At 36.7% G+C, this 25,998-nt stretch carries 19 protein-coding genes; 12 read left to right on the top strand and 7 right to left on the bottom strand.

Going from position 1 to position 25,998, the window contains the following annotated elements; all coding sequences use genetic code 11:
* Positions 1-801 precede the first annotated feature (801 nt).
* The 5 genes from lspA to ihfB form a co-directional block, all read right to left on the bottom strand.
* The gene (gene lspA / locus ACFIO5_RS00690) at positions 802-1,305 is read right to left on the bottom strand and encodes a signal peptidase II (RefSeq protein WP_375611348.1); all 504 of its coding nucleotides are present in this window, start codon (positions 1,303-1,305) and stop codon (positions 802-804) included.
* Entirely contained in the window at positions 1,295-2,149 is an 855-nt protein-coding gene (locus ACFIO5_RS00685; RefSeq protein ID WP_375668167.1) for a TrmH family RNA methyltransferase, read from the bottom strand. Before ACFIO5_RS00685 ends, lspA begins: the two co-directional genes overlap by 11 nt.
* Before the next feature lie 2 nt (positions 2,150-2,151).
* Positions 2,152-3,084, bottom strand: coding sequence for a class I SAM-dependent methyltransferase (locus tag ACFIO5_RS00680; RefSeq protein ID WP_375620886.1), 933 nt, complete (start codon positions 3,082-3,084; stop codon positions 2,152-2,154).
* A gap of 171 nt (positions 3,085-3,255) precedes the next feature.
* Entirely contained in the window at positions 3,256-3,552 is a 297-nt protein-coding gene (locus ACFIO5_RS00675) for a lipopolysaccharide assembly protein LapA domain-containing protein (RefSeq protein ID WP_375617461.1), read from the bottom strand.
* A gap of 7 nt (positions 3,553-3,559) precedes the next feature.
* Positions 3,560-3,838: an integration host factor subunit beta gene (ihfB, locus tag ACFIO5_RS00670; RefSeq protein WP_273790186.1), complete on the bottom strand. Its 279-nt coding sequence runs from the start codon at positions 3,836-3,838 to the stop codon at positions 3,560-3,562.
* Between the two features lie 183 nt (positions 3,839-4,021).
* On the opposite strand from ihfB, the gene lptC reads away from it, so the two are divergent.
* The 6 genes from lptC (at position 4,022) to rlmN (ending at position 11,177) form a co-directional block, all read left to right on the top strand.
* The gene (lptC, locus tag ACFIO5_RS00665) at positions 4,022-4,666 is read left to right on the top strand and encodes an LPS export ABC transporter periplasmic protein LptC (protein ID WP_375701162.1); all 645 of its coding nucleotides are present in this window, start codon (positions 4,022-4,024) and stop codon (positions 4,664-4,666) included.
* Positions 4,667-4,742: 76 nt separating this feature from the next.
* Positions 4,743-5,342 (top strand): LptA/OstA family protein, encoded by a 600-nt coding sequence (locus tag ACFIO5_RS00660; RefSeq protein ID WP_375622043.1) that lies wholly within the window; start codon positions 4,743-4,745, stop codon positions 5,340-5,342.
* A 6-nt stretch (positions 5,343-5,348) separates the two neighbouring features.
* Positions 5,349-6,143, top strand: a complete 795-nt coding sequence (gene lptB, locus ACFIO5_RS00655; protein WP_012754448.1) for an LPS export ABC transporter ATP-binding protein — start codon at positions 5,349-5,351, stop codon at positions 6,141-6,143.
* A gap of 912 nt (positions 6,144-7,055) precedes the next feature.
* Positions 7,056-7,520 (top strand): PTS IIA-like nitrogen regulatory protein PtsN, encoded by a 465-nt coding sequence (gene ptsN / locus ACFIO5_RS00650; RefSeq protein WP_375612779.1) that lies wholly within the window; start codon positions 7,056-7,058, stop codon positions 7,518-7,520.
* A 1,885-nt stretch (positions 7,521-9,405) separates the two neighbouring features.
* Positions 9,406-9,909, top strand: a complete 504-nt coding sequence (locus ACFIO5_RS00645; RefSeq protein ID WP_375633737.1) for an invasion associated locus B family protein — start codon at positions 9,406-9,408, stop codon at positions 9,907-9,909.
* A gap of 41 nt (positions 9,910-9,950) precedes the next feature.
* Positions 9,951-11,177 carry a dual-specificity RNA methyltransferase RlmN gene (gene rlmN / locus ACFIO5_RS00640; RefSeq protein WP_375633649.1) on the top strand — a complete coding sequence of 409 codons (1,227 nt, stop codon included), beginning with the start codon at positions 9,951-9,953 and terminating at the stop codon, positions 11,175-11,177.
* Between the two features lie 509 nt (positions 11,178-11,686).
* Here rlmN and ACFIO5_RS00635 read toward each other — a convergent pair.
* Positions 11,687-12,328 (bottom strand): LysE family translocator, encoded by a 642-nt coding sequence (locus ACFIO5_RS00635; protein WP_375617465.1) that lies wholly within the window; start codon positions 12,326-12,328, stop codon positions 11,687-11,689.
* A gap of 169 nt (positions 12,329-12,497) precedes the next feature.
* Between ACFIO5_RS00635 and ACFIO5_RS00630 the strand changes: the two genes are divergently transcribed.
* The 6 genes from ACFIO5_RS00630 to trxA all read left to right on the top strand — a co-directional run bounded on the left by ACFIO5_RS00630 (position 12,498) and on the right by trxA (position 24,833).
* Positions 12,498-13,733 (top strand): argininosuccinate synthase, encoded by a 1,236-nt coding sequence (locus ACFIO5_RS00630; RefSeq protein WP_375671711.1) that lies wholly within the window; start codon positions 12,498-12,500, stop codon positions 13,731-13,733.
* 378 nt (positions 13,734-14,111) lie between these two features.
* Positions 14,112-15,773 carry a lysine--tRNA ligase gene (locus tag ACFIO5_RS00625; protein ID WP_375671712.1) on the top strand — a complete coding sequence of 554 codons (1,662 nt, stop codon included), beginning with the start codon at positions 14,112-14,114 and terminating at the stop codon, positions 15,771-15,773.
* Positions 15,773-17,347 carry a peptide chain release factor 3 gene (locus ACFIO5_RS00620; RefSeq protein WP_375633653.1) on the top strand — a complete coding sequence of 525 codons (1,575 nt, stop codon included), beginning with the start codon at positions 15,773-15,775 and terminating at the stop codon, positions 17,345-17,347. Before ACFIO5_RS00625 ends, ACFIO5_RS00620 begins: the two co-directional genes overlap by 1 nt.
* Before the next feature lie 385 nt (positions 17,348-17,732).
* Positions 17,733-20,852: a double-strand break repair protein AddB gene (addB, locus tag ACFIO5_RS00615; protein ID WP_375705046.1), complete on the top strand. Its 3,120-nt coding sequence runs from the start codon at positions 17,733-17,735 to the stop codon at positions 20,850-20,852.
* Between the two features lie 2 nt (positions 20,853-20,854).
* A complete protein-coding gene (addA, locus tag ACFIO5_RS00610; RefSeq protein ID WP_375705045.1) occupies positions 20,855-24,331 on the top strand; it encodes a double-strand break repair helicase AddA in 3,477 nt (1,158 codons plus the stop codon).
* 178 nt (positions 24,332-24,509) lie between these two features.
* On the top strand, positions 24,510-24,833 hold the full coding sequence (gene trxA, locus ACFIO5_RS00605) for a thioredoxin (protein WP_375611361.1): 324 nt from the start codon (positions 24,510-24,512) through the stop codon (positions 24,831-24,833).
* A 679-nt stretch (positions 24,834-25,512) separates the two neighbouring features.
* Here trxA and tsaE read toward each other — a convergent pair.
* Positions 25,513-25,983, bottom strand: coding sequence for a tRNA (adenosine(37)-N6)-threonylcarbamoyltransferase complex ATPase subunit type 1 TsaE (tsaE, locus tag ACFIO5_RS00600; RefSeq protein ID WP_375633657.1), 471 nt, complete (start codon positions 25,981-25,983; stop codon positions 25,513-25,515).
* Positions 25,984-25,998: the final 15 nt, after the last annotated feature.

Raw genomic sequence — 25,998 nt, 5'->3', positions numbered from 1 at the left:
TACAATCCCTTATAAAATATTCACTATTTTTGCGTTTATGAGAAGAGCGGCAAGTATCATCACACTATTTTCAACCTCTAATATTGCATCTGTTTTGCACGTTTATAAGAGCTATTGAATTGGATTTTTATATAATATATTGATGTATAATGATAAATTGTCTTTTTGAATGCTAAATGATACTCCGAATATCGCAAGATTCTCTGGTTGAAAATCTGTTCATATTAAATCAATCAAGATTATTGACTTGTGTCTTGCAAGAGACATTGTTTTAATGGATTCAACATGAACAGATTCCAAATAAAAGAGATTTAGGATAGTAAGGGCTTTTATTCAATATGAAAAACGGTAATTTATATTTATAATCAATATGTTGCTTTAACAAGACACCATTGAAAATAGTTGAAAAAATGTTTTTTATTAAACAATATATAAAATAAAAAAGGAGAGTTTTTAAACGAAGCACTTAAGAAAGGCTCTGTAAAATCGATATCTGTAAAAACTAAAAAACGTACGAAAAGCAATTGTTCAAATCAAATAAACAGAACTTCAAATGCTGTGAAATGTCTCCTCAAAAATTGTGATGTAGGACACATGGATAAAAAATATTGATTCTATTTGAGTTCATTTCTTTTGCACTAACTAAGTGTAGAAATGTAAAGTTGAAAAGAAAGTAAGATTTTATAGTCCCATGAAGAGAAACACGTGAAATGACGAGCAACAAGAATTGATTAAGAGAAATCAATGCGTAATCAGACTTGTGACGGTCAATAATCTCTGTTTTCTAAGGCACTGAACATATCAGTGAGAAGATGTACTATTGGAATGACGCCTTGCTTTCATCCAAGTACGCAATTCTTCAATAAGGATGGCAATAACACCGAGAGTGATAAAACTATCTGCAAGGTTGAAAATAGCAAAATAAAAAATATCATCAATATGAAAAAGTATATAATCAGTGACATGATGAAAGCGAATACGATCAATGAGATTGCCGATGGCTCCCCCAATAATAAGAATAAGGCCAAAGCGCATTAAAGACTTATTATATTCAGTATTTTTCCATAACCATAGAAGAAAGATAATCACAATGATCGTGATGGCGATGATTCCCCACTGAGAAAAGGAAGAAAAAAACGAAAATGCAATGCCAGAATTGCGCACATGATAAAGGGAAAGAAAAGGAATAAGCGAAATTTCTGTTCCTAAAGGCATATTGTGCATAACCCAGTATTTGACAGCTTGATCAAGTACTACTGTAAAAGCCAAGCCCAAGAGAAGAAAAGGGAGTGATTTACGAATCATGTTTTTCCTCACATGGTTCCAGTATTAAATAGGGGCGACGGATTTCATAAAGCATAACAGCTGTTGCTACAGCTAGATTAAGCGAGTCTGCTCGTCCGCTTTGTGGAATACGCGTAAGTTTATCACACCGATTCGTAAGAAGATCTGATAATCCCTGTTTTTCATTCCCCATTAAAAGGATAACAGGACCATTTTTGAAATCAAGTGTCCGATAATCCAGAGATCCTTTGAGATGCGTGCCAACGATCATGCCTTTAAAGTGAGAAGACCAGTTTAAAAAGCCGTTTTCATCAAAACGATAAAGTGGTACAGAGAAAATAGATCCCATGGTTGCACGGACTGTTTCAGGCGAGAAAGGGTCTGTTGTCTCGCCAATTAAAATAACACCTTTAGCACCTACAGCATCAGCGGTTCGAATAATGGTACCAAGGTTTCCAGGATCACGTACACGATCAAGCGCGATGTAAACATCTTTAATCTGCCCTTTTATCATTTCAAAAGAGTGCCATTTTTGCTTGAAAATACCAATAACTGTTTGTGGATTATCGCGTCGGGTAAGTGATTCCATAACCTTTTGTGAGGCTTTAATAACAAAACCACCGTTGGCTACAGCACGTGCGGCAGTATTTTCGATAGTAGCATTACCGATTTCACTTTTAGAAAAAATAAGCGTCTGTATTGTCCAGCCAAGATTGAGAGCATCAATGACCAATTTCAATCCTTCTGCCATGAAAAGACCTTCTCTATTACGGTTTTTCTTTTGGCTAAGTGCTTTAAGATTTTTTATGATGGGGTTGCTAAGAGAGGTAATTTCTTTCACTCTACCAGTTTTGGGTCTACACATATTCAAGCAATCCAACGGCTAAAAAGAGAAGTAGAAAGAGCACGTCCTGCAACTTCTTCACGCAAAATGAGTTCTCCTGATTCGACCGTACCACCAAGATTTACAAATGCATCACGCATTAAAGCATGAAGTGCAAAGAAGGAAGCACGAATAGAATAAGCCGTAAGGACAACAGAGAGCGGTTTATCAGAGAGAAGTTTACGACAATTTGTGATCATAGCGGGTAAATGATCAAACAGTTGCCAAATTTCACCATGGGGTCCACGCCCATAAGCAGGGGGATCAAGAAGAATCATATCATAGCTTTTCTTACGACGCAGTTCACGCTCGACAAATTTCATAGCATCATCGCAAATCCAGCGAATAGAATGATCTGGTAATCCTGCTCTTTCTTGATTAGCTTTTGCCCACGCAATGGCTTTTTTAGAAGCATCAACATGGGTAACATTCGCACCCGCTCGTGCTCCAATCAAAGAGGCAATACCTGTATAGCCAAAAAGATTCAACAATTTTATAGGGCGTTCGGCTTTAACAATTTGTTCTTCCATAGAGCGCCAATGGGCATCTTGTTCAGGAAAAACCCCCACATGACGAAAGGAAGTAAAACGGCCTAGAAAAGACAATCCATTCCAAGCAAGAGCCCATGTTTCATCAAGTGGCTTTTTAGGAAAATGCCAACGCCCAACCCCTTCTTCATCAAGGTTTCCTGTGAAAATAGCATCAACATCAGCCCATTGTTTTTGTGGTAAAGCGGGTTTCCATAGTGCTTGACCTTCTGGTCGAATAATGCGGTAAGCTCCATAACGTTCTAATTTTTGTCCATGACCAGAATCAATGAGAGCATAGTTTTCGCTTATACCCGTTTCTAAAATAAGGGGCAGCTTTTCCTGCGGATATCTATTGTTATGGGAGAATTGAAAGCATTGTGCGGGCATGTTTTGTATCACGGTATATGAGGTATAAAAATATATTATAAAGCTCTTAAATGTTTCGTAAAAGTGCAAAAAAGCTAAAGTCAATTAAAACATGTATAAAAAAGAAAAAGAGCACTTTTAACTCTGTACTGAATATAGAATACAGAGAGAAAAGATTTCATTTAAATACCATTACACCAGATTTGTGATAGATGTTTTCAATTTTTCAATCTCGGCTTTACTTTTTTTGAGAGCTTTTTTGTATTTGTGGTAGGAAAACCAACTGATCAGATTTCCTAATAAAATACCAAAAACAAAGAAAATAAAGAGCCATATAAAGAGGGGAGCATGATAAGTAAAACTTTCAGGATTTGCTCGAAAAGGATCAAGGGTTAACGGAACCATTTGACGATTAGCCACGATAAAAACAATCAAAACCGCTGCGAGAATCACACCGATACTTGTTAGAAGAATACGTTTAATTATCATAAGTTTCTCACTGATTAAGACGGTCGCGTAAATCCTTGCCAGTTTTAAAAAAAGGAATCCACTTTTCTTCAACAGAAACGGCTTCACCTGTTCGTGGGTTACGTCCATTACGGGCTGAACGGCTTTTTACAGAAAAAGCTCCAAATCCACGAAGTTCAACGCGATTGCCATTTGCAAGTGCTGTTGCAATTTCCTCAAAAATAGCGTTTACAATATTCTCCACATCCCGTTGAAAAAGATGCGGGTTATGACGAGCGATAATTTGTACAAGCTCTGATTTTACCACAATAGCCTCACTTTCACACAAAAAAATTTTGTAATTGTGCACTCCATGCATATTACAATATATAAACGGATAAAAGCAAAATAAAATCAAGAAAAAACAAATTGCAAGAAACAAAATTTGAAAATACCTTCTATAAAGGGTATACAGATTAAAAATGCGGAGGATTTAAGAGATCAGGAGAGTATGTCCGTACACAATCATTATGAAGTCTTTTCAACGCAATCATCTTTTGGAGATGTTTTAAAAAAAGCATCCCGTCATTCGCGTCGCATTAGCATATTAAAAATTTTTTTACCTCTCTTAGCGTTGATTTCAGCGCTGGTTTTTTGCTGGTTTACGTTTTTCTTGGTTCCCGTTACTTCTGATTCTATGCCTTTGAATAATGGAGAAAGTGGCGTGATGAATTTGACGATGCTCAATCCAAAATTAGAAGGGTATACGCGTGCTCATGAACCTTATTGGCTTAAAGCAGAAAAGGCATTTCAAGATCATACCCACGCTGGAATGATTGGGTTGCAAAACATTACAGCTAGAGCATTTATGGGCCAACAACGACAGGTTTTTCTCGTCGCACAAGGGGGGGGTTACGATAACATTAATGGTTTTTTACAGTTGGATAAGCCATTCACGATTACGACGAATGATGGGATGATGGTACAATTTATGTCAGCTAGTATTAACTTATCCGAGGGACAGTTAAAAACAGATCAACGTGTTAATATTCAGCAAGCCGGTTTGAATCTTGCCGCAAACGCCTTACAAATTCGAGAAAAAGGAAAAAACATATATTTCCATGGTGGTGTGCATTTAGTGCTTCAAAAGCAATAACGCAGTATCAATACAAATCTTTAAAGGATATTTATAAAGAGAAGTATGTGTATATACAAACAGAAGAATTGAAATAATGAAATCGTACAAAAGATGGATAGGTGTGATGTTGGCTTTTAGCATGGGAATGTTAGGAGGAGGAGCAGTTTTAGGATATGCTGAAGTGGCCCATTTTGGAATAAGTCTATCAAGCGATAAAGAACCGGTAGAACTTCATGCAGATTCTTTGGAAATACGTGATAAAGAAGGGATAGCGCTTTTTAAGGGTGATGTTTCAGTGGTGCAAGGTGAACGTCTTTTAAGAACGGCAGAATTAGTTGTTTACTACGATAAAGCATATAAAGAAATTGATAAAAACAAGGAAGATACAAAGGCATCATCTGTTTCTTTATTTGGTTCGTCGAGTATACAAAAAATGGAAGCTTTAGGAAAAGTTTATATAAAAATTGCTACGCAAGTTGCTACGGGTGATAAAGGCGTTTTTGATGGAAAGTCAAAAATGATGAGTTTGACAGGGAATCATGTTGTGTTAACTGATGGTGATAATGTGGCAACGGGGTGCAAACTAACGGCAAATATGGAAAGCGGAAAGGCTTTTTTAGAAGGTTGTGAGACGCCTAAGAAAAAAGGTCGTGTTTCTATTATTTTAAAACAAAATCAAAAGAATGGCCATTAAGATTTCATGTTTGGAATCAAAAGAAAAAAACAGACCGATAGGTATAATCTTGAAAGTGAAGCTTCAAAAAATCCCTTAAAAGGGACCTTGATTGCTAGTAATTTGATTAAAGTTTATCGAGGAAGACGAACTGTTAATGGTGTTTCTTTTGGCATTCGTACGGGAGAAGCCGTTGGCATTTTAGGGCCCAATGGGGCAGGTAAAACAACTTGTTTTTATATGGTGACAGGGCTTATAAAATCTGATGGAGGATCCATTAAAATTGATGGATTTGATATTACGCATCTTCCGATGTATCGACGTGCGCGTTTAGGTATTGGATATCTTCCACAGGAAGCGTCTATTTTTCGTGGTCTTTCAGTAGAAAATAACATTAAAGCTGTTTTAGAGGTCGTTGAAAAAGATCGCCTTAAACAACGTGAAGAGTTAGATAGCCTTTTACATGAATTTAAAATTGATCATTTACGTAAAATGTCTGCACTTTCGTTATCTGGAGGTGAACGTCGGCGACTTGAAATTGCACGCGCTTTAGCTTCTCGTCCCCATTTTATGTTACTTGATGAACCATTTGCAGGAATTGATCCTATCGCTATTTTCGATATTCAACAACTTATTCGTCATTTAACGAGGCGTGGCATTGGTGTTTTAATAACGGATCATAATGTGCGTGAGACATTAGGGCTTGTCGATCGCGCTTATATTATTCATACAGGGCGGGTGTTAGTTCACGGTTGTCCTAACGATATTATCAACAACGTTGATGTACGCAGAATTTATTTGGGAAATCAGTTTTCTCTTTGATTTTACAGCTTTCACGAGTTTCCATTTAAGTTTAACCAAACATTATTACTGAAAATTTCCTTATTTATGCCAAAACTTCTTTTATGACTATAACCTTAATGTTGTTATTGAGTGGTGAAAAAGGCTTCATCATTAGAGGTTAGTTTGTTGTTTTATAAGTTTAGCTTACTCATAATTGTATCATAGAAAAGATATCACTAGATTAACGTGATAATGAGTGATAAACGAAGCTCTCAATAAATGCGTGTGTTATTGAAAGGTAAGAGATATTTATCATATTTTTCTCTGTCGAATCAAAAAATATATCGATGATGCTGTTTTAGGTATTTTGATGGGAGCACCGGTTTATATATTGCGGTTATTCAATAGGAGTTGTCGTATTTTATTGGTTTATATCGCCTATTTGAAAATAGGAGCTTGGCTACAGATATCAGGCTAAATCTATAAATCTTTTAAAATAATCATTAAATTTCTAAAAATCTTTATATTCTTGTTATAAGTCGATGTTCAAGCTATACAGTAATTTTCAAAGTAAAGGTCCATTTTGCTCAGTATGCTTTTCATCTTAATTTAAGGGCTCATTGTTTAAAGAAAGAAAAACTCTGATGGCGGATTATACATCAACTCTTATGACAAGTTTAATAAGTTTATGAATAATGGCCTTTTCTAGAGTCGTAAGGAAATTAACTTTATGAACAACTTCATTTGTTTGGTTTCTCATGCCGTTAATGATGATCCGAATACTATTTATTATTGTTTTAGAAGTGATATGAGATGTATTGAGCCATCACCCATTATAAATTGAAAAGTAAAAACACATGCGATGTTGCGAAAAGTGAAAGAACATTAAGTATCTATAGCGTTTATAGGTTTATTGATGAGCATTTTAGCGTGTAAGAGGAAAATTAAAGTATGAATTTGAGTGAGTTAATAGCACCGGAAGCGATCATTCCGGCTCTTAAGGCTAATTCGAAAAAACAGGTTCTGCAAATTTTAGCCGAAAAAGCTTCCAAGCTAACAGGTCTTAGTGAGCATGTGATTTTTGATGTTGTTTTACAACGCGAGAAGCTTGGTTCAACGGGTTTGGGTGGAGGTATTGCGATTCCTCATGGAAAATTACCTGATATTAATCGGATCATTGGTATATTTGCACGTCTTGAAAGTCCTGTTGATTTTGAAGCTCTTGACGACGAACCTATAGATCTCGTTTTTCTCCTTTTAGCACCTGAAAATGCTGGTGCAGATCACTTAAAAGCTTTATCACAGATCGCACGTGTTTTGCGTCACACTGATGTTGTACAAAAGTTGCGCAGTACGCATAATGCCAATGCGCTTTATGCTTTATTGATTCAATCTTCAGAATCAAATGCAGCTTAAAAGTTATTATGAGCGTATAAATTGCGAGGTATGCACTACAGAGCGTAGGAAATAATATAATTTGCATCTTAAGACTAATAACAAAAGGTTATGTCATGAGATTTAAGAAACTTACTTCTAATTGAACCTTCTTTTTAAAGAGCAACCAACAAAAACGAAGGGCTTTTCCTTTCTTGTTCTCGTATATTAAAGCATCTAATTATTATGTTCGTGGATTCTTTTATCCTGTTATACTGTAAAAACACTATCATTTGAGATATGGTGAGATAAATTCTGTAAGTCTTCTTAATATATTAAGTGCTTTTAGAGTGCGTGGTAAATATTTTTAAACAGGACTTGTCTGTAGAGCCTTTAGTTAAGTGAATCACATGAGTGGGAAGAAAAGAGGAGACCGCTCGACAAGAATCCAAACTTTTTCAGTCCAGATTGGATTAAGAATCTTCGTCCTTTGAAAGCGGGAAAGAAATCAACAGAAAAGTTTATTTGTGCATTGAATTTTTTTGTAAGTTGAGTTTGAGTGTTTAGGGATAATATTTTAATGCTCAAGAAAAAATAAGAGATATATTGTATCTTCAGTATAGCAAGATATTGATTTTAAATATAATTCACTATTTCGCATGTTGGATGAGAGATCCGAATATTGTAAAATTCTCTCATTCCAAACTTGTTTATGTTGAATCAATCAAAACCATTTCCTTGCACGTTGTAAACGGAATTAGCGTGTGGATAAAAACTGTACAAGAAAGGGGTAAAAATGCTTCCTATGAATCGTCTAAAGTATCGAGAGTTGTGCAAAACATTGGGAGCTGGAAAATAGTGTTATGGTGCCAGCTTTCTTCTTCACAAGTGGAGAGATCAACTATTTTATAGATATGATTTAGATGTCTGCTGTTGTATAGAGCTCATGCTAAAGAACAATTTTGTACGGTAAGAATGAAAATTATACCTTTAGGTTGGGTGAAAGAGTTTTTATGCATAGGAAGATTTATTTAAGTGTCTTTAATTGATTAAAATATTGTTTAAAAAACGGTAATGTTAGAACTGCTATAGAAAAAAGTTTTATATTTCTTTTTATAAATTACTTAGAAATAAGATAAGGAGACTTTCCCAAAGAATTCTTAAGAAGTTTTTTATAACAGAAAGAAAAATATCGTCTAATACATTAAAATAATACGATTAAGCTATTATAAGCTACTAAAATCATTTTAGAAATTAATAATTGGAGATGAAGTATATAGGGAAATAAGATCAAAAGAAACAAAATTGTATGTGATTATTGAGATAGAATCTAAATTCTTTATGTTTTATTATTAATATCTTGATAATATTTTATTATTTTTACAAGGTCTTTTGAAGATTGAGAAAAAGTGTTATCGGGACGATATTGAATACGAAATATGAATGCACTATAATGAGTAAAAGATGGAGTATTCTGCGAACATAAATGTATTGAATGCATAAAGTCGAGAAGTGATATTCGTAAGGCGATTAAGCTTTTTTGCGGGGAGTCCGGGGTGTATTTTCAAAATTTTGCATCAGATTGCTTGTGATATAAAGAGTATGGTTTATTTCTTAACAGAGTGATGGTATATTTTCATCTCGTTTTGAAGTTCTATAGCTTAAAGAAATCGTTTTTTATACAAAAACGAAATAAGTAGCGTAAAATGAAGATATTATTTTTTAATGTGGTTATTGAATAAGAAGTTTATGTTTTGGTAACGATTAAAAGGTCACAATGAAACGTAGAAATCTATTTTGATTAGTGTGAAAATATTTCGCTTATTGAAGGAATTAGGACAATAACACATGAATATCGAGGAGTTTTTGTTGAATTTTTCTAATGAAGAAAATCTTGTTAGAGACTAAAGAAGTGAGCTAAATGAAGATGTTTGAAAAGACTGTTATTGCTGCATCTGTAATGGTTCTTGTTACAGCGGGAGTGGCATATGCACAAACGCCAAGCCGTTTAAATCAATTTGAAGCGTGGGGAGCCTATTCTTATAAATCGCCCAAAAATACGATTTGCTATGTGTTATCGGTACCTTTGAAGGCTCTTCCAACGACAGTTAATCATGGTGATAACTTTTTCTTGGTTACCAAGCGTTCTCATTCACCTATTTCGTTTGAACCGCAGTTTATGGCTGGTTATACCCTTCAAGAAGGGTCGAGAGTGACAGTGACCATTGGAGGTAAGGACTTTGATTTTTTCACGAAAGATTCCTCAGCTTGGCTGGCGTCATCAGAGCTAGAAAAGCAGCTTGTTTCTGCTATGCGTGCTGGAAGCAATATGACAGTGCAAGCGATATCAAAACGAGGAACGCATACCACTTATACTTATTCCTTAAAAGGGGTCACTGCTGCATTAAATGCAGTTCAAAAGTGCCATTAAGGTTTCGATAACTCTAAAATAGTGATGTGAATTGGAAAGCAATGGCCATTTCCTATGACCTTAGACCAGTTGGTTCATGTTTTGTACGAAAAACAGATAATGTGGTCGTGAAGGAGAGTTCTAAGCTCTCTTTGATTGGTTTGTCGCAAGATGAAATGATGCAAGCTTTAAAGACTGTTGGTGTACCAGAGCATCAAACGCGTATGCGTGTGCGTCAGCTTTGGCATTGGCTTTATGTGCGTGGTGTTTCAAATTTTGATGATATGCTGAATATTTCTAAAGCAATGCAAGAAACACTTAAGTGTCATTTCTCCATTGCGCGCCCAGAAATTGTTGGAGAACAAATATCAAAAGATGGTACGCGTAAATGGCTCTTACGTTTTCCTGCACGTGGAGCTGGAAGGCCTGTTGAAATTGAAACGGTTTATATCCCTGAAGAAGGACGTGGTACTTTATGTCTTTCATCGCAAGTAGGGTGTACGTTAACCTGCTCTTTTTGCCATACGGGAACGCAGATGCTTGTTCGTAATCTGACCGCAGAAGAAATTTTGGCACAATTATTGGTTGCACGTGATTGTTTGGGTGATTTTCCTGATAAGAATACCCCTGATGGAGCAATTGTTCCCATTGAAGGACGAAAAATTACCAATATTGTTATGATGGGAATGGGAGAACCTCTTTATAATTTTGAAGCTGTTAAAAAAGCTTTATTGATTGCCTCTGATGGCGATGGACTTTCTTTATCAAAACGTCGAATTACGCTTTCAACTAGTGGAGTTGTTCCTGGAATTATCCGAACTGGAGAAGAAATTGGTGTTATGTTAGCAATTTCACTCCACGCAGTACACGATACACTAAGGGATATGCTTGTTCCCATTAATAAAAAATATCCGCTTGCTTTACTAATGGAGGCTTGCCGTAATTATCCTGGTCTTTCCAATGCAAAACGAATCACATTTGAATATGTTATGCTGAAAGATATCAATGATAGTTTAGATGATGCTAAGCGATTGATTCAGTTATTGAAAGGGATTCCTGCTAAGATTAATTTAATCCCTTTTAATCCGTGGACAGGGAGTAATTATCAGTGCTCTGATTGGGAGCAAATCGAGCGTTTTGCTGATGTCGTTAATCAAGCGGGCTATGCTTCTCCTATTCGGATACCGCGTGGACGCGATATTTTAGCTGCATGTGGACAGCTTAAATCGGCTTCAGAGCGCTTACGTAAATCTGAACGTTTACGACTTGAAAATGCCATTGGTGATTAGTTAACGTAATTTTCAGCTATATCGAGGCCTATGCTTTTTTGTTTGTAATTTAATATCCAAACCTCATGCGATGGCATATGTGAGACAGATACTAAGATGGATAAGTGCTAGACGAACAGTTTCAGCGTTTATATGCTAAATGGGGTAAGATATTGTCTATAGTCTTGTTTGCATAATCTCTGAAATAAGAAGGAAGCCTAATTTAGAGGGAATATGAAGTCTTAAGGATTGTAACTAATTTCTACCTTATTATCATACTCATTAATTAGGTTTTGTGTCTTTTAAAAGAATCTACGGTAATATCTTTTAAAAAGTGGAGATTGTGCAGTGGCTCATGCTTTTGTTTATTCTTTTCTTAGATAGTTTTTATCCATACGAAAACTCCAGCTTCTCTTGTGATGTACAAAGGAAAGGTATTGTTTTATTCAAAATAAACAGGTTTGAAATGAAAAAATCTTATAATATTTGTTTTTTTATTTAAATTAAAAGCGATACATTACATTTATAAATCAATGTTTTGTAACCACAAGGAGATGGAGGGCAAAGCTGGTAAAAGTACCAGCAATAAGCCAGTCGAGAAAGCGAATATAAAGAGGGTTCTTTTTGAGAGTTTTGGTAAGTTTATGCGCTGTAAAAACGATTGCAATTGTAATGGGGAAAGAAATAGGAATATAAGAGAGTCCTAAAAAGAGTAATTTTTGTGTTGCCATAGGATCATTCGCATTGATAAATTGTGGTAAGAATGTCGCGTTAAAGAGTATAACTTTAGGATTGAGAAGATTAATTCCAATACCAGCAAGATAGTTACGTTTAGCGCTTTGAGATTTAGAAGATGTCTGTTCAAAGGAAAAATTGGGGTTTCTCCGTAACGCTTGAAAGGAAAACCATAAAAGATAAAAGGCGCCAACAATTTTCAGAAGAACAAAAGTATGTGGTGCAGCAAAAATAAGCGCTGATAAGCCAAGTGCTACAGCCGTAACCTGAATGGCAAACCCTGTTGCACTACCCAAGGCGCACATAATTCCAGCTTTTTTGCTTTGTGTAATGGTTCGTCCTACAGAAAGCATCATATCTGGTCCTGGAATAAGTGCTAAAATCAACGATGCTAAAGCAAATTGTACAACAATAGACCACTCCGGTAGAAATGACACGTAAATCTCCTTTTATTTTAAGCAGTGTTCACTATTTATACTTTGAGGCACCTTTATTTACGCTTTTTGCGTCTTTTTAATGTTGCTTAAAAAGAATTTATTTTTATATTTTTTGCATCGTTTCGATTTTTGGGTAGAAATAAAAAAGTAGCTCATATAGAACGTTAAAATGAAAAGGTGGCAAAATATTAGAAAAGTTGTTTTGGCTTATTCAGGTGGATTGGATACGTCAATTATTCTTAAATGGTTGCAAAGTGCGCTAGGTGTTGAAGTTGTAACTTTTACAGCAGATTTGGGGCAGGGGGAAGAGCTAGAACTTGCTCGTTGTAAAGCTGAAATGCTAGGTGTTAAAGAGATCTACATTGAAGATTTGCGCGAAGAATTTGTGCGTGATTTTGTGTTTCCGATGTTTCGAGCCAATACCGTTTATGAGGGGACTTATCTTTTAGGAACATCAATTGCACGTCCACTTATTTCAAAACGCCTTATTGAAATTGCTGAGGAAACAGGGGCAGATGCCATTGCTCATGGAGCAACAGGAAAAGGCAATGATCAGGTACGCTTTGAGCTTTCCGCTTATGCGCTTAATCCTGATATAAAGATTATTGCTCCATGGCGTGATTGGGATTTTAAGAGTCGGACAGATCTCTTTGAATTTGCTCGTATTCATCAAATTCCTGTAGAAAAGGATAAGCAAGGTGAAGCGCCTTTTTCAGTGGATGCAAATTTATTGCATTCTTCATCAGAAGGAAAGATTTTAGAAGATCCAGCACTTCCTGCTCCTGAATATGTCCATATGCGTACTCTTTCGCCGGAAGATGCTCCAGATCAAGCAACCAGAATTACTCTTGGCTTTAAAAAAGGCGATGCTGTTTCAATCAATGGAAAAAATTTATCTCCTGCAACTTTACTTGCAGAATTAAATCGTTACGGGCGCGATAATGGTATTGGTCGGTTAGATTTGGTAGAAAATCGCTTTGTGGGTATGAAATCGCGGGGTATTTATGAAACACCAGGTGGAACCATTCTTTTGACGGCTCACAGAGCTATAGAATCTTTAACGTTAGATAGTGGCGCAGCTCATTTAAAAGATGAGTTGATGCCACGTTATGCAGAACTCATTTATTATGGATTTTGGTTTTCGCCGGAACGTAAGATGTTGCAGGCAGCTATTGATTTATCTCAAGAACATGTTGAAGGTGAAGTCACGTTAAAGCTTTATAAGGGGAATGTAATTATTGAAGGGCGCCAAAGTAAGAAATCACTTTATTCCAGTGAGTTAGTAACTTTCGAGGATGATCAAGGTGTTTATGATCAAAGAGATGCAACTGGTTTTATTAAATTAAATGCTCTACGTTTGCGTACATTAGCAATGCATCATCAAGGTGATAAAGAAAAGAAATAGAAAGTTACGGTGACAAGTGTAAAGTAGGTGCAGTGCTTTTGTATGAAATGCCTAGTTTAAGCATTTTTTCTGTTGGTTTTTACCGTTCTTTCGTTCAATACTAGAAGCTTATCTTTTGCGCTAATAAATATAATAAGCAAAACCCATGATAATAATAGCAATGAAGGCTTCGATAATCAAAACAAGTCAATTTTGCTTTATAATATTGAATGTTTTTGATTTTTATCAGAACAGAATATGTTTATAACGAGGGCGGTTTTTGTATTGTGGCTTAAGAGTATAAAGAAATTTTCATCTTTTTGCTTGCTATTATTGACGAATAAATTCAAGAACCATACACCCTATTTTGAAAGAGTGTAATTTTTAGGATAAATAATAATGATGCGTGATCAGTGTGATACCCTCAACCTTACGCCTGAATTAAAAGATGCAGCTTCTCAATCGAGAACTTGGCCGTTTGAAGAAGCACGTAAGATTATCAAACGGTATGAAAAAACGGGTTATCCAGACAGTGTGATATTTGAAACAGGTTATGGCCCTTCTGGTTTACCGCATATTGGAACTTTTGGGGAAGTTGCACGTACAACCATGGTGCGTCATGCATTTCATATTCTCACGGAGAATAAAGTAAAAACAAAATTACTTTGTTTTTCTGATGATATGGATGGTTTGCGCAAGGTTCCTGAGAATGTGCCTGATCGCGAGAGGATGGAACATTATCTTGGTCAACCGTTGAGCCGTGTACCCGACCCTTTTGGAGATGATTATCCTTCTTTTGGAGCGGCAAATAATGCGCGGTTACGGGCTTTCCTTGATCGTTTTGGTTTTGATTATGAATTTGCAAGTGCTACGGATTATTACAATTCCGGTCGTTTTGATGAAACACTTTTAAAAATCCTTGCTTGTTATGACAAGGTTATGGCAATTATTTTACCAACATTAGGTGAAGAACGGCAAGCGACCTATTCACTCTTTCTACCGATTTCTCCCTTTTCTGGAAAAGTATTACAGGTACCGATGATTGCGCGTAATGTTGAAAAAGGGACTGTCACTTATATTGAACCTGAAACAGGAGAAACCATAGAAACAGAGGTTATTGGGGGCAAAGTTAAGTGTCAGTGGAAGGTAGATTGGGCAATGCGTTGGACAGCACTTAGCATTGATTATGAAATGGCCGGAAAAGACCTTATCGATTCCACAAATCTTTCTTCTAAAATTTGTAAAGTATTAGGTGGAAAGCCCCCAGAAGGATTCAACTATGAGCTCTTTTTAGATGAGAAAGGGCAGAAAATTTCCAAATCCAAGGGAAATGGCTTAACCATTGATGAATGGCTTACTTATGCCCCAACAGAGAGTTTAGGACTTTATATGTTTTCAAAACCTAAAACAGCAAAAAGGCTTTATTTTGATGTTATTCCTAAAGCTGTGGATGAATATTATGCTCATCTTTCTGCTTATGGTCGTCAAAGTTGGCAAGAACGGCTTAGTAATCCTGTATGGCATATTCATAATGGTTGTCCACCGCAGGTTGATTTGCCTGTATCCTTTGCGATGCTTTTAAATTTGGTAAGTGCTTCAAATGCGGAGAATGCAGAAGTTCTTTGGGGTTTTATTTCTCGTTACGCTAAAGGAGCAAATGCACAAACTTATCCAGAACTTGATCAATTGGTGAAGTTTGCCATTAAATATTTTGATGTTTTTGTTAAACCAAACAAGAAATTTCGTATACCAGATGATAGCGAACGAGCAACATTAGCACAAATTGATGAAAAATTAGCTCATTTACCTGAAACTGTTGATGGCAACATATTACAAAATATGCTTCTTGATGTTGCACGGTTAACGGAACGCTATCAAGATCATAGCAAAAAAAGCCCTGAAGGTGGGCCTGGTGTTTCCAATGTTTTTTTTCAAATGTTGTATGAAGTTCTTCTTGGACAAGAGCGAGGTCCACGATGGGGATCATTTATAGCGCTTTATGGGATTAATGAAATGCGTGCACTGATTGCTGAAACACTTGCACGACCTATGGAGGAATAATGGAACGAAGAGTGCAGGAAGTAAAGCGACGCCGTACATTTGCAATTATTGCTCACCCAGATGCGGGGAAAACAACATTAACAGAAAAGCTTTTATTGTTTGGTGGTGCTATTCAACTTGCAGGAGAAGTAAAAGCCAAAAAAGATCGTATTCAAACCCGTTCTGATTGGATGAATATTGAGCGTGATCGTGGTATTTCCGTTGTGACTTCGGTGATGACGTTTGAATATGAAAATCATATTTTTAATCTCCTAGATACCCCAGGCCATGAAGATTTTGCAGACGATACTTATCGCACGCTTACAGCTGTTGATAGTGCTATCATGGTATTGGATGGGGCCCGCGGGATTGAGCCTAGAACACTAAAACTGTTTGAAGTATGTCGGATGCGGGATATTCCTATTGTTACTTTTATCAATAAAATGGATCGTGAGGCACGTGATCCTATAGAGCTTTTAGATGAAATTGAAGAAAAGCTTGCTCTTGATACCGCCCCTATAACATGGCCCATTGGGACGGGTAAAGATTTTGTTGGTACCTATGACCTTCATCATAATCGGTTTCGTCAAAAAGATGATGAGATAACACAGCAAATAGTTTCAAATCCCAGAGAGATTTTCCATTTACTCCCTGAATATCAACGTTCCACTTTTATTGAAGGGGTAGAACTTGCTCAAAGTGTTTGCAAGAATTTTGATCTTCAAGCTTTCCGTGAAGGTCATATGACTCCGGTTTATTTTGGTTCAGCTTTACGAAATTTTGGTGTTCGTGATTTGATCAATGCACTTATTGATTTTGGTCAAAGTCCTCGTGATCAAAGTGCAGATCAGCGCAATATCATAGCAACTGAACCTAAAATGACGGGATTTGTTTTTAAAATTCAAGCGAATATGGATCCTAATCATCGTGATCGTATTGCATTTTTTCGGGTATGTTCGGGAACACTTGAACGTGGTATGAAAACAAAGTTGGTCCGAACAGGAAAACCGATGACACTTTCGGCTCCACAATTTTTCTTTGCGCGTTCGCGCCAAATTGCTGATCAAGCCTATGCTGGTGATATCGTAGGAATCCCTAATCATGGAACATTGCGTATCGGCGATACTTTGACTGAAGGAGAAGATATCCTCTTTAAGGGAGTACCAAATTTTGCACCAGAGATTTTGCGTCGTGTTTGTTTAGGCGATCCAATGAAAGCAAAAAAGCTCAAAGAAGCTTTGCAACAAATGGCTGAAGAAGGGGTTGTACAATTGTTTATTCCTGATGATGGGTCGCCTTCTCTCATTGGTGTTATTGGTGCTTTGCAAATTGATGTCTTAAAAGAACGATTAAAAATAGAATATTCTTTGCCAGTGAATTTTGAGTCTGCGCGCTTTAATTTATGCCGTTGGATTTCAGCGCAGAGCAAAGATGAGTTGCAAAAGTTTCTCAGCAATCACCGCTCTGCTATTGCGTATGATTTAGAAGGTGATCCAGTTTTTTTAGCGGAGAACCATTTTTCATTAAATTATGAAGCAGAAAGAGCTCCTAAGATAAAATTTTCTACTTTTAAAGATTATCAAGTAAGCTTGTAATGTAAAGAAGAATTTTTTATGTAACAATTTGGTTGGTAATGATTTTTCATATTGAGTTGGGGATCTGAATATTGTTATTTTTTCTGAAAACAAAAGGAGTATGTAAAGAACACTTTCAAATTGCACTGTATAAAGAATACGGTAAATTTATTTATAATATTCAATAAGTTATAATATATTTGTAATTGTAACGTCTTTTAAAATTTTGATATATTTTTTCACAATAGCTTAAGACAAGCTCATATATTTAAGTATTTTGAATGTCAGTTAAAAATCTCCTGTATAAATAGAGCTTTTCAGTTTTTTCTTGTATGAAAATTGTATACAGTCAAAATAAAGCAAATAATCAATAAGATGAAATTTGTTATTCCCAATATGAGATCATATGACTTATAAACCACGTGTCTTTTCTATATCTTCTGGAACGGATTTTTTGCCTCACTTTGTTGATGCACTGCTCTCTGGTAGCCTTATTGATAATTTTGCTCCCAATGGAGATATTCAAACTGCTCTTGCTGATAGCCTTATTTATGTTCCGACACGTCGTGCTGCGCGCGCTTTGCGTTTAGCTTTTGTTGAAAGAAGTAATACACAATCAACCTTTTTGCCAACTATTCGTGCTCTAGGAGATGTCGATGAAGACAGTTTCCTTTTTGTTGAAAATCATACCAGCACTCTGAATCCACCCATTGGAAAAAGTGAACGCTTACTGCTTTTAGCGCGCCTTATTCGTCCATGGCGTGAAAATTTACCTGCGCATCTGCGTGCCATGTTTGGTACAGAAGATGTGCTTATTCCGGCTCATAGTGCTGATGCAATTTGGTTTGCTCAGGATTTAGCGCATTTGATGGATGAAATTGAAACAGAAGGAGCAGATTGGTCGAAACTTAAAGATATTGCACCTGATATGGTCGCTGAATGGTGGCAAATAACGCTTGACTTTCTGACTATTGTTACACAAAATTGGCCCAAAATCTTGAAAGAAAGACAACGAAGCAATCCCGTTGAATGGCGTAATCAAGCACTCACAATGCATGCAGAGGCTTTACGACGTATGCTGCCTGATAAACCGATCATTGCAGCTGGTGTGTCGGGTTCTATGCCCGCAGTTTCTCATCTTTTAAAGGTTATAGCTTCTCTGCCCAAAGGGGCTGTTGTTCTTCCTGGTCTTGATCTCTATATGGATGAAGAACAATGGAATGCATTAAGCACAAGCAATAAAGAAAAAACAGCTTGCGATTTTTTTGATCCAGCAGAAAATGTTTTTAGCCATCCTCAATATCATTTAAAAAAACTTCTTTCTCTCATGGAGTGTCAACGTCATCATGTTTGCGAAATTGGCCAACAAAGTAGCACAAAGAAAAGACGAATGGCTCTTTTATCAGAGGCACTTCGACCAGCTTCTACGACAGATAAATGGATACAAATTGTCCGTAACGATTATGAGGCTCTTTGTGCAGACTGGTCATTTATTGAAGCTATCAATGAACGTGAAGAAGCTCTCGCTATTGCTGTTGCTTTACGCAAAGCTATTGAAGAACCCCAAAAAACCGCAGCTCTTATTACAAATGACCGTAATTTAGCACGCCGTGTTGCCGTGGAATTACAACGATTTGGAATTGAAGCAAATGATTCAGGGGGAATACCACTTGCCCAAACATTGCCTGTAACTCTCTTACGACTTATCTTAGAAAATGTATTGCAACCTGATGATCCCATTGCTTTTCTTTCTCTTCTTAAACATCCCCTTACAACACTCCAACAAAATCGTCATCGTTTACGGGAAATGGCAGAAAATTTTGAACTTTTTGTTCTTCGAGGGAATACAGGGCGCATCAATCTTTGCGAGTGTGATCAATTTCTTGAAAAATGGATTGAAACATACTTTCATAATAGTTCTGAAATCGACACCCTTGATCAGCAGAAATGTGAAGAAGCACGTTTCCTTTGTCATCTTTTGAGGACAGCTGTTGAACCTTTAACATCTCTTATGAAACAAGAGAAAGAATGCACCATCAACGAAGCTGCGATAGCAACTGTTGAAGTTTTTGAAAATTTTGGTCGCAATGAGGATAATTCTCTTGCACATCTTTATCAACACGAAGCAGGACAAGCCCTATCAAAGTTTTTACGTGAATTGGTCAGTGATCAATCAGGATTAACATTTCATCTTTGTGAATGGCCTGCTATGTTTTCTGCTATAATAGCAACTCGTTCCGTCGCACCTTCGCCTGGAGGACATCCACGTTTATTCATCTGGGGTACTTTGGAATCGCGTTTGCAAACGGTTGATACAGTGGTCATCGGCGGTCTTAATGAAGGGTCATGGCCGATATCAACCCGAAATGATGCTTTTTTATCGCGACCGATGAAAATGATGTTAACTCTGGAACCACCAGAGCAGCGTATTGGTCTTTCTGCGCATGATTTTCAATGGGCAATGGGAATGGATAAAGTGGTGATGAGTCGCGCATTGCGCGTTAATCATACGCCTTCCATTCCTTCACGCTGGCTACAACGCATGGAAACAGTTGTAGGAAAACAGGTTTGGGAACAAATCCGTGAACGAGGTGAAATACTACGCCATTGGGCAAAGATACTTGATCATACAAGCATAACTTCTGAGGTGGAACGTCCTTGCCCTTCTCCACCTCTTGATATACGCCCGCGCCATTTTTCAGTCACTGAAATAGAAACATTGCGATATGATCCCTATGCTATTTATGCCAAAAAAATCTTAAGGCTCAAACCACTTAAAGAACTTATTCATGATCCTAGCGCTTCAGAACGTGGAACACTTTATCACGCTATTCTTGCGGCTTTTTGTACACAAATGAAAAATCCAAATGATGCAAATGCACTCAACGTACTGCTTTCTATTGGACGTAAAGAATTTGATAAATTCAACTTTCCACCCGATATTGAAGTAATTTGGTGGAATAGTTTTGAAAATCTTGCTCCACGCTTTATTCAATGGGAACAAAGTTTAGGACTGCGAGAGCGATATTCGGAAGTGGTATCACAAAAAATCCCTATAGGAACAACAGGGGTAACCCTTTCAGGACGTGCTGATCGTCTTGATGTTTTGCCAGATAAAACGGTTGAAATTCTAGATTTCAAAACCGGAACGCCTCCTTTATCAAAACAAGTTCGTGAATTATTATTTCCGCAATTGGCTTTAGAAACAGCTTTACTCATACAAGGGGGCTTCCCAGATTTTCAAGATTTTACACCTTCAAATTTATTTTACATTCCCCTTAACAAAAAAGGTGAAATTAAATCCCAATCAATTCTTTTAAAGAAAAAAGACGGAAAAACTTATCTAAGTGCTGTTGATCTTGCTGAAAATGCATGGGAAAATCTTATCGCACTCATAATTTATTATCAAAATCCACAACAAGGCTATCTCTCACATGCTGTCCCCATGTCAAAACGATATGAAGGTGACTACGACCATTTGGCTCGGTTGTGGGAATGGTCAAGTGGTTTTCATAAAGAAGAGTAATCATGACGTTTTTTTCTATTCCTGAAGCCGCTCTTGATGCACAAGCAACAGCAACACATCCCCAAAAAAACGTGTGGGTTTCTGCAAATGCTGGATCTGGAAAAACCCACGTTTTAAGTGAACGTGTTATCCGTTTGCTTTTAAACGGTACGCCTCCAGCACGTATTTTATGCCTTACTTATACAAGAGCTGCTGCTGCTGTTATGCAATCACGAATTTTTCGCACGCTTTCCAGTTGGAATGAGCTCGATGATGCACAGCTGCAAGAAACCTTAACACGGTTTGAAAAAAAAACTGTTAATGCGCAAAAATTAACTTATGCACGGCAACTCTTTGCGCGTGCCCTCGAAACGCCTGGTGGCTTAAAAATCCAAACGATTCATGCTTTTTGTGAATCTCTCTTGCATCAATTTATGTTAGAAGCCAATATTGCAGGGCATTTTGAACTTCCCGATGATATCAGTCGAAAAAAATTACGACAAGAATCTCGTCGTCAACTTTTAGCTCGTCGTGATGTACAACCTGCTTTGCAACAGTTACTTCAAGTTATTAGCGAACATACTTTTAACCAATTGCTCTATGAGGCAGTTGAAAAGCAACATAAATTGTCTGATTTTTTATCTTCTCTTTTATCTGAAAATGGAGAAGAAAAATTGCGCGCGCTTTTTAACTTAGCGCCCAATGAAACAAATCAATATCTTCTGGAACAAATTAAACAAACAGCGCGCCTTCCTCTTTATGCTCTTAAGCATTGTGAAACCAATGGTAATCAAAGCTTTAAGGATATGGTGGCAAAACTTTCCCAATTAGAAAAGGTGCATGATGAGACAAATATTCTCAATCTTATTTCTGATGTTTATTTTACAACAAAAGGTGAGCCGCGTAATTTTTCACATTTATCTCATAAAAAATCAGACGAAATTTGGCCTTTTATTCAACAAATGCTTGAAGATAAACAAAACAAGCTTTCTGTTCTTTTAGAAAAATATCAATGCGCAAAGGTTGCCACCCTCAATATGGCTGCTTTTCAACTCTGTACTATTTATCTCAAAATTTATAAGAATCTAAAAAAGTCCAATGGCTTCTTAGACTTTGATGACCTTATTGAGCGTACACTTCATTTGTTACAGCGCAAAGGTGCAAGCCAATGGGTGCACTATAAACTTGATCAGGGACTTGATCATATTCTACTTGATGAAGCACAAGACACCAACCCTGAGCAATGGCAAATTATTCAACTGTTGGCACAGGAATTTTTTTCAGGGTATAGCCAACGAACAAACATACGGACTCTTTTTGCTGTTGGAGATGAAAAGCAATCTATTTATTCTTTTCAAGGCGCTGCTCCAGAAAATTTTGCTGCAAATGGACGAATTATTCAAAAAAAAGTGCAACAAACAAATCAACAATTTGAAAAAATACAACTGCATTATTCTTTTCGCTCTACAGCAGATGTTCTTAAAAGTGTTGATCTTGTTTTTGAAACACCAGAAAACTATAAAGGGCTTTCGGCAGAAAATACAAAAACGGTGCATGAAGCTATCCGTATTCACAGTCCCGGTGAAGTTGTTATATGGGATGCCATTTCCAAAGAAACGAGTGACTTTCCTCAAGATTGGCATACAACTGTTAATCATTTAGATACACCTGAAGTTCGTTTAGCAGAAAAAATTGCTGAAACGATTGCCGACTGGTTACAAAAAGGCGAAATGCTTCCAGCAAAAGGACGCTTAATACGTGCAAGTGATATTATGATCTTGGTCCGTAAACGTGATCAATTTGTCTCAGCTCTTTCCCGTGCTCTTAAACACCGTAATATTCCCGTAGCAGGGGCTGATCGTTTACAGCTTACCAAACATATTAGTATCCGTGATTTAATGGCGCTTGCGCGTTTTATTTTGCAGCCACAAGATGATCTTTCTCTTGCTTGTGTTTTAAAAAGCCCACTTTTTGCTCTTAGTGAAGAGGAACTCTATCAGCTTGCCGTACACCGCACCGGCTCTCTTTGGCAAAGTCTGTGCGCGCATATATCATCGCAGGTATCTTTTAAAGATGCTTTTGAAAAGCTAAACCATTATCGCGCTTTAGTGGATAAAATACCAGTTTTTGAATTCTATAGCTATATTCTGAACAATGATAAGGGACGACAAAAAATTCTGTCTCGTTTAGGATCTGAAGCAAATGATGTGCTCGATGCTTTTATGGATTATACGCTCACTATTCAAAAAACAGGATTACCAGGATTACAAGCTTTTTTAGAAACATTAAGTGCAAGCGAACCAGAAATTAAACGTGAATTTGAACAAAGTAATGAAGAAATTCGTATCATGACTGTTCATGCTGCAAAAGGACTAGAGGCTGCTGTTGTGTTTTTAGTCGATCCTGGTAGTGCGATTTGGCATCCTCAGCATGCGCCTCACTTGCTTAAAGTTCCTTTAAACAATGCACAATGGAACGGAAAACAAGCCTTTATTTGGCATCCCAATGAAAAGTTTGATACAAAACTCTCTAAACAAGCAATTTCATATTTAAAAGAGCGTGCAGAAGAAGAATATAGGCGTCTTCTTTATGTAGGAATGACACGCGCTGAAGATCGCTTGTTTATTTGTGGGTATAAAGGTCCGAAAACGCCATCTCATACATGGTTACAACTCGTAAAAAAAGCCCTCGAACCGCATGCCCTTGCTATAAAAGATTCTTCGGAAGATATTGCAGCTTGGCGTTATTGCATTACACCTGCTTCTTCTGCTTCTATAAACTCAAAAGTTCCTTCCGCTGAATGCCAAACCTTACCACCTTTGCCTGCTTTTTTCTCTCATAAAGTACCAGCAGAACCAGTGTTACCAAAACCGTTAAAACCGTCAGTGGCGAGCCTTTCCATTGAAGCTGATACAGAGCTGTCCTCAAGTCCAAAACAGCTTACCACTTCACCTGTTTTAGGAGCCATGAACACAAACAGAGCTTTTTCCATTGAATATGGTAATCTCGTTCACCGATTGTTACAATATTTGCCCGATTGTCCCCCACAAAAACGTCGAGATTATGCTCGAAACTATCTCAATATCAAAGCCTCTCATTGGCATGAGAGCCAAAGAGAAGATGCTCTTTGCCATATTTGGAAAATATTAGATCATGTTTATCTCAAACCCCTTTTCTCTGAGCATTCACGTGCTGAGGTCTCCTTAATGGGTATTGTGAAAATTCGTGGAAAAGAACAAGCAATCTCTGGTCAAATTGACCGTCTCTACATCAAGCAAAACAGCATTATCTTTGCCGATTTTAAAACCGGAACTCCACCAGAAAATGAAGCTGCTATTGCTTCCCATCACTGGTTGCAAATGGCCCTTTACCAAAAATTGTTGCAAGCTATTCATCCCGATAAAGATATCCAGGCTCTGCTTATCTACAGTAAAGAAGCCAAAATTTTTAAACTTCCTCCAGAAAAACTTGAGGCATTTCTTAGTGAAGTTGCCTTATAAGTTACTCTTTTCCTTACAAAGCATTTTTACATTTTATTTACTTTCATAAAATCGCTCAAACAAACACAACGCACAATCCCTGGTGTAAAAAAGTCCTTTAATAATTTATCTTTGCAATAACTTGATATGAATTGTTATTATACCAATCTATAAAAAGTGAATATAAAAGGATAAATAAATGACGTGTATAAAAGTTGATAAGGACAATTTCGAAAGTGAAGTTCTAACCTCTTCCACCCCTGTTGTGGTTGATTTTTGGGCAGAATGGTGTGGCCCTTGCAAAGTGATTGCTCCAATTTTGGATGAAATTTCAATAGAAATGCAAAATCAAGTTAAAATTGCTAAGGTAAATATTGATGAAAATCCGGAACTGGCTACCCAATACGGAGTACGTTCTATCCCTACATTATTAATGTTTAAAAATGGAAATATTTCATCGAATATGGTTGGCGCTACCTCTAAAGGACGTCTTTCTGAATGGATAAAAGATGGGCTTAGTTAATTCCACATATAATCACTATAAAGGAGAGAAATTTTGTCTCTCCTTTTGACTTTTTTAAAATATTCTTTTTTGCATTATATTATAATGAAAAGACAATAAAAATCAAAATTTTAAATGAATTTAAGAATTCATGCTCTTATGCATGTTTCAATTGACTATTTTTTATAAAAAATTGCTTTGTATGAAGAATATAGGCAATTCTTTCCTTATAGGCGCGTTAAAAATATTAGGTGAATGATAATTTCATAAAGGTATTTCTTCTTAGATAAGACTATTGAGATAGATAGTGTTTTCAACACATAAAAGGAGATTTTAAGCAAAAACTTTGCAAATTACTTTTCTGAAGCTCACAATTTTTAAGCAGAAAGAAACAAGCAATTCACTACAGGTTATATAATGCTCTTCTAAAGGGTTACCACTTCAATTTAAAATTCTCTTATACTATTCTCTAGAATCAAAATTGTAGGTATCAGATTCTCTAAAATAAATTGATGAATTCCTATAAATTAACGGCTGTCCTTTGCAATTTATGTCATTGTTATATGAAAGAGTCAGCATTTCGTTTCATCTTCCATGGTTGGTACCTCCATGAAGCCTTCTTTATGTTGTCCATCATCTCAGATTTCATAGGTAGTATTGAGGTATTATCAAATTAAAAAATGATGATGTTCATGTTTTTTTAAAATGTACGAATTGCGAAAGACTGTTGCAAACATTCAATGGAATGTTGCGCTGATCTAACTGTTACATGACGCCCATGTTCTTTATAGTGTAAGGTGACTGCAAAAGTGGCAAGCTCTAAAAGAGCTGTATTTCTTTCTGGCCATTCAACAAGTAAAATATTTTTCTCACGAGCTTCATGAAGCCCTAATTCATCAATTTCTTCTGCCATAGAAAGGCGATAAAGATCAGCATGAATAATTTCAAACTTTGGAAGTTGATAGCTTTGCACAAGAGTAAAAGTAGGGCTTGGAACATCCATAGTGTTATTGTTCGCAAGTGTTTGAATGATTGTACGTGCAATGGTTGACTTTCCAGTTCCAAGATCCCCTTGCAGCGTCACAAGATCTCCTGGCTTTAAAGAAAGAGCTAAATTTTGTGCAAAAAGCTTTGTTGCCTCTTCATTTTCAAGAAAAAAACTAAAATTCATTAAAAGTTCCATGAA

The organism is Bartonella sp. AA86SXKL (assembly GCF_042196885.1).
This window is presented reverse-complemented; position numbering and strand designations above follow the sequence as displayed.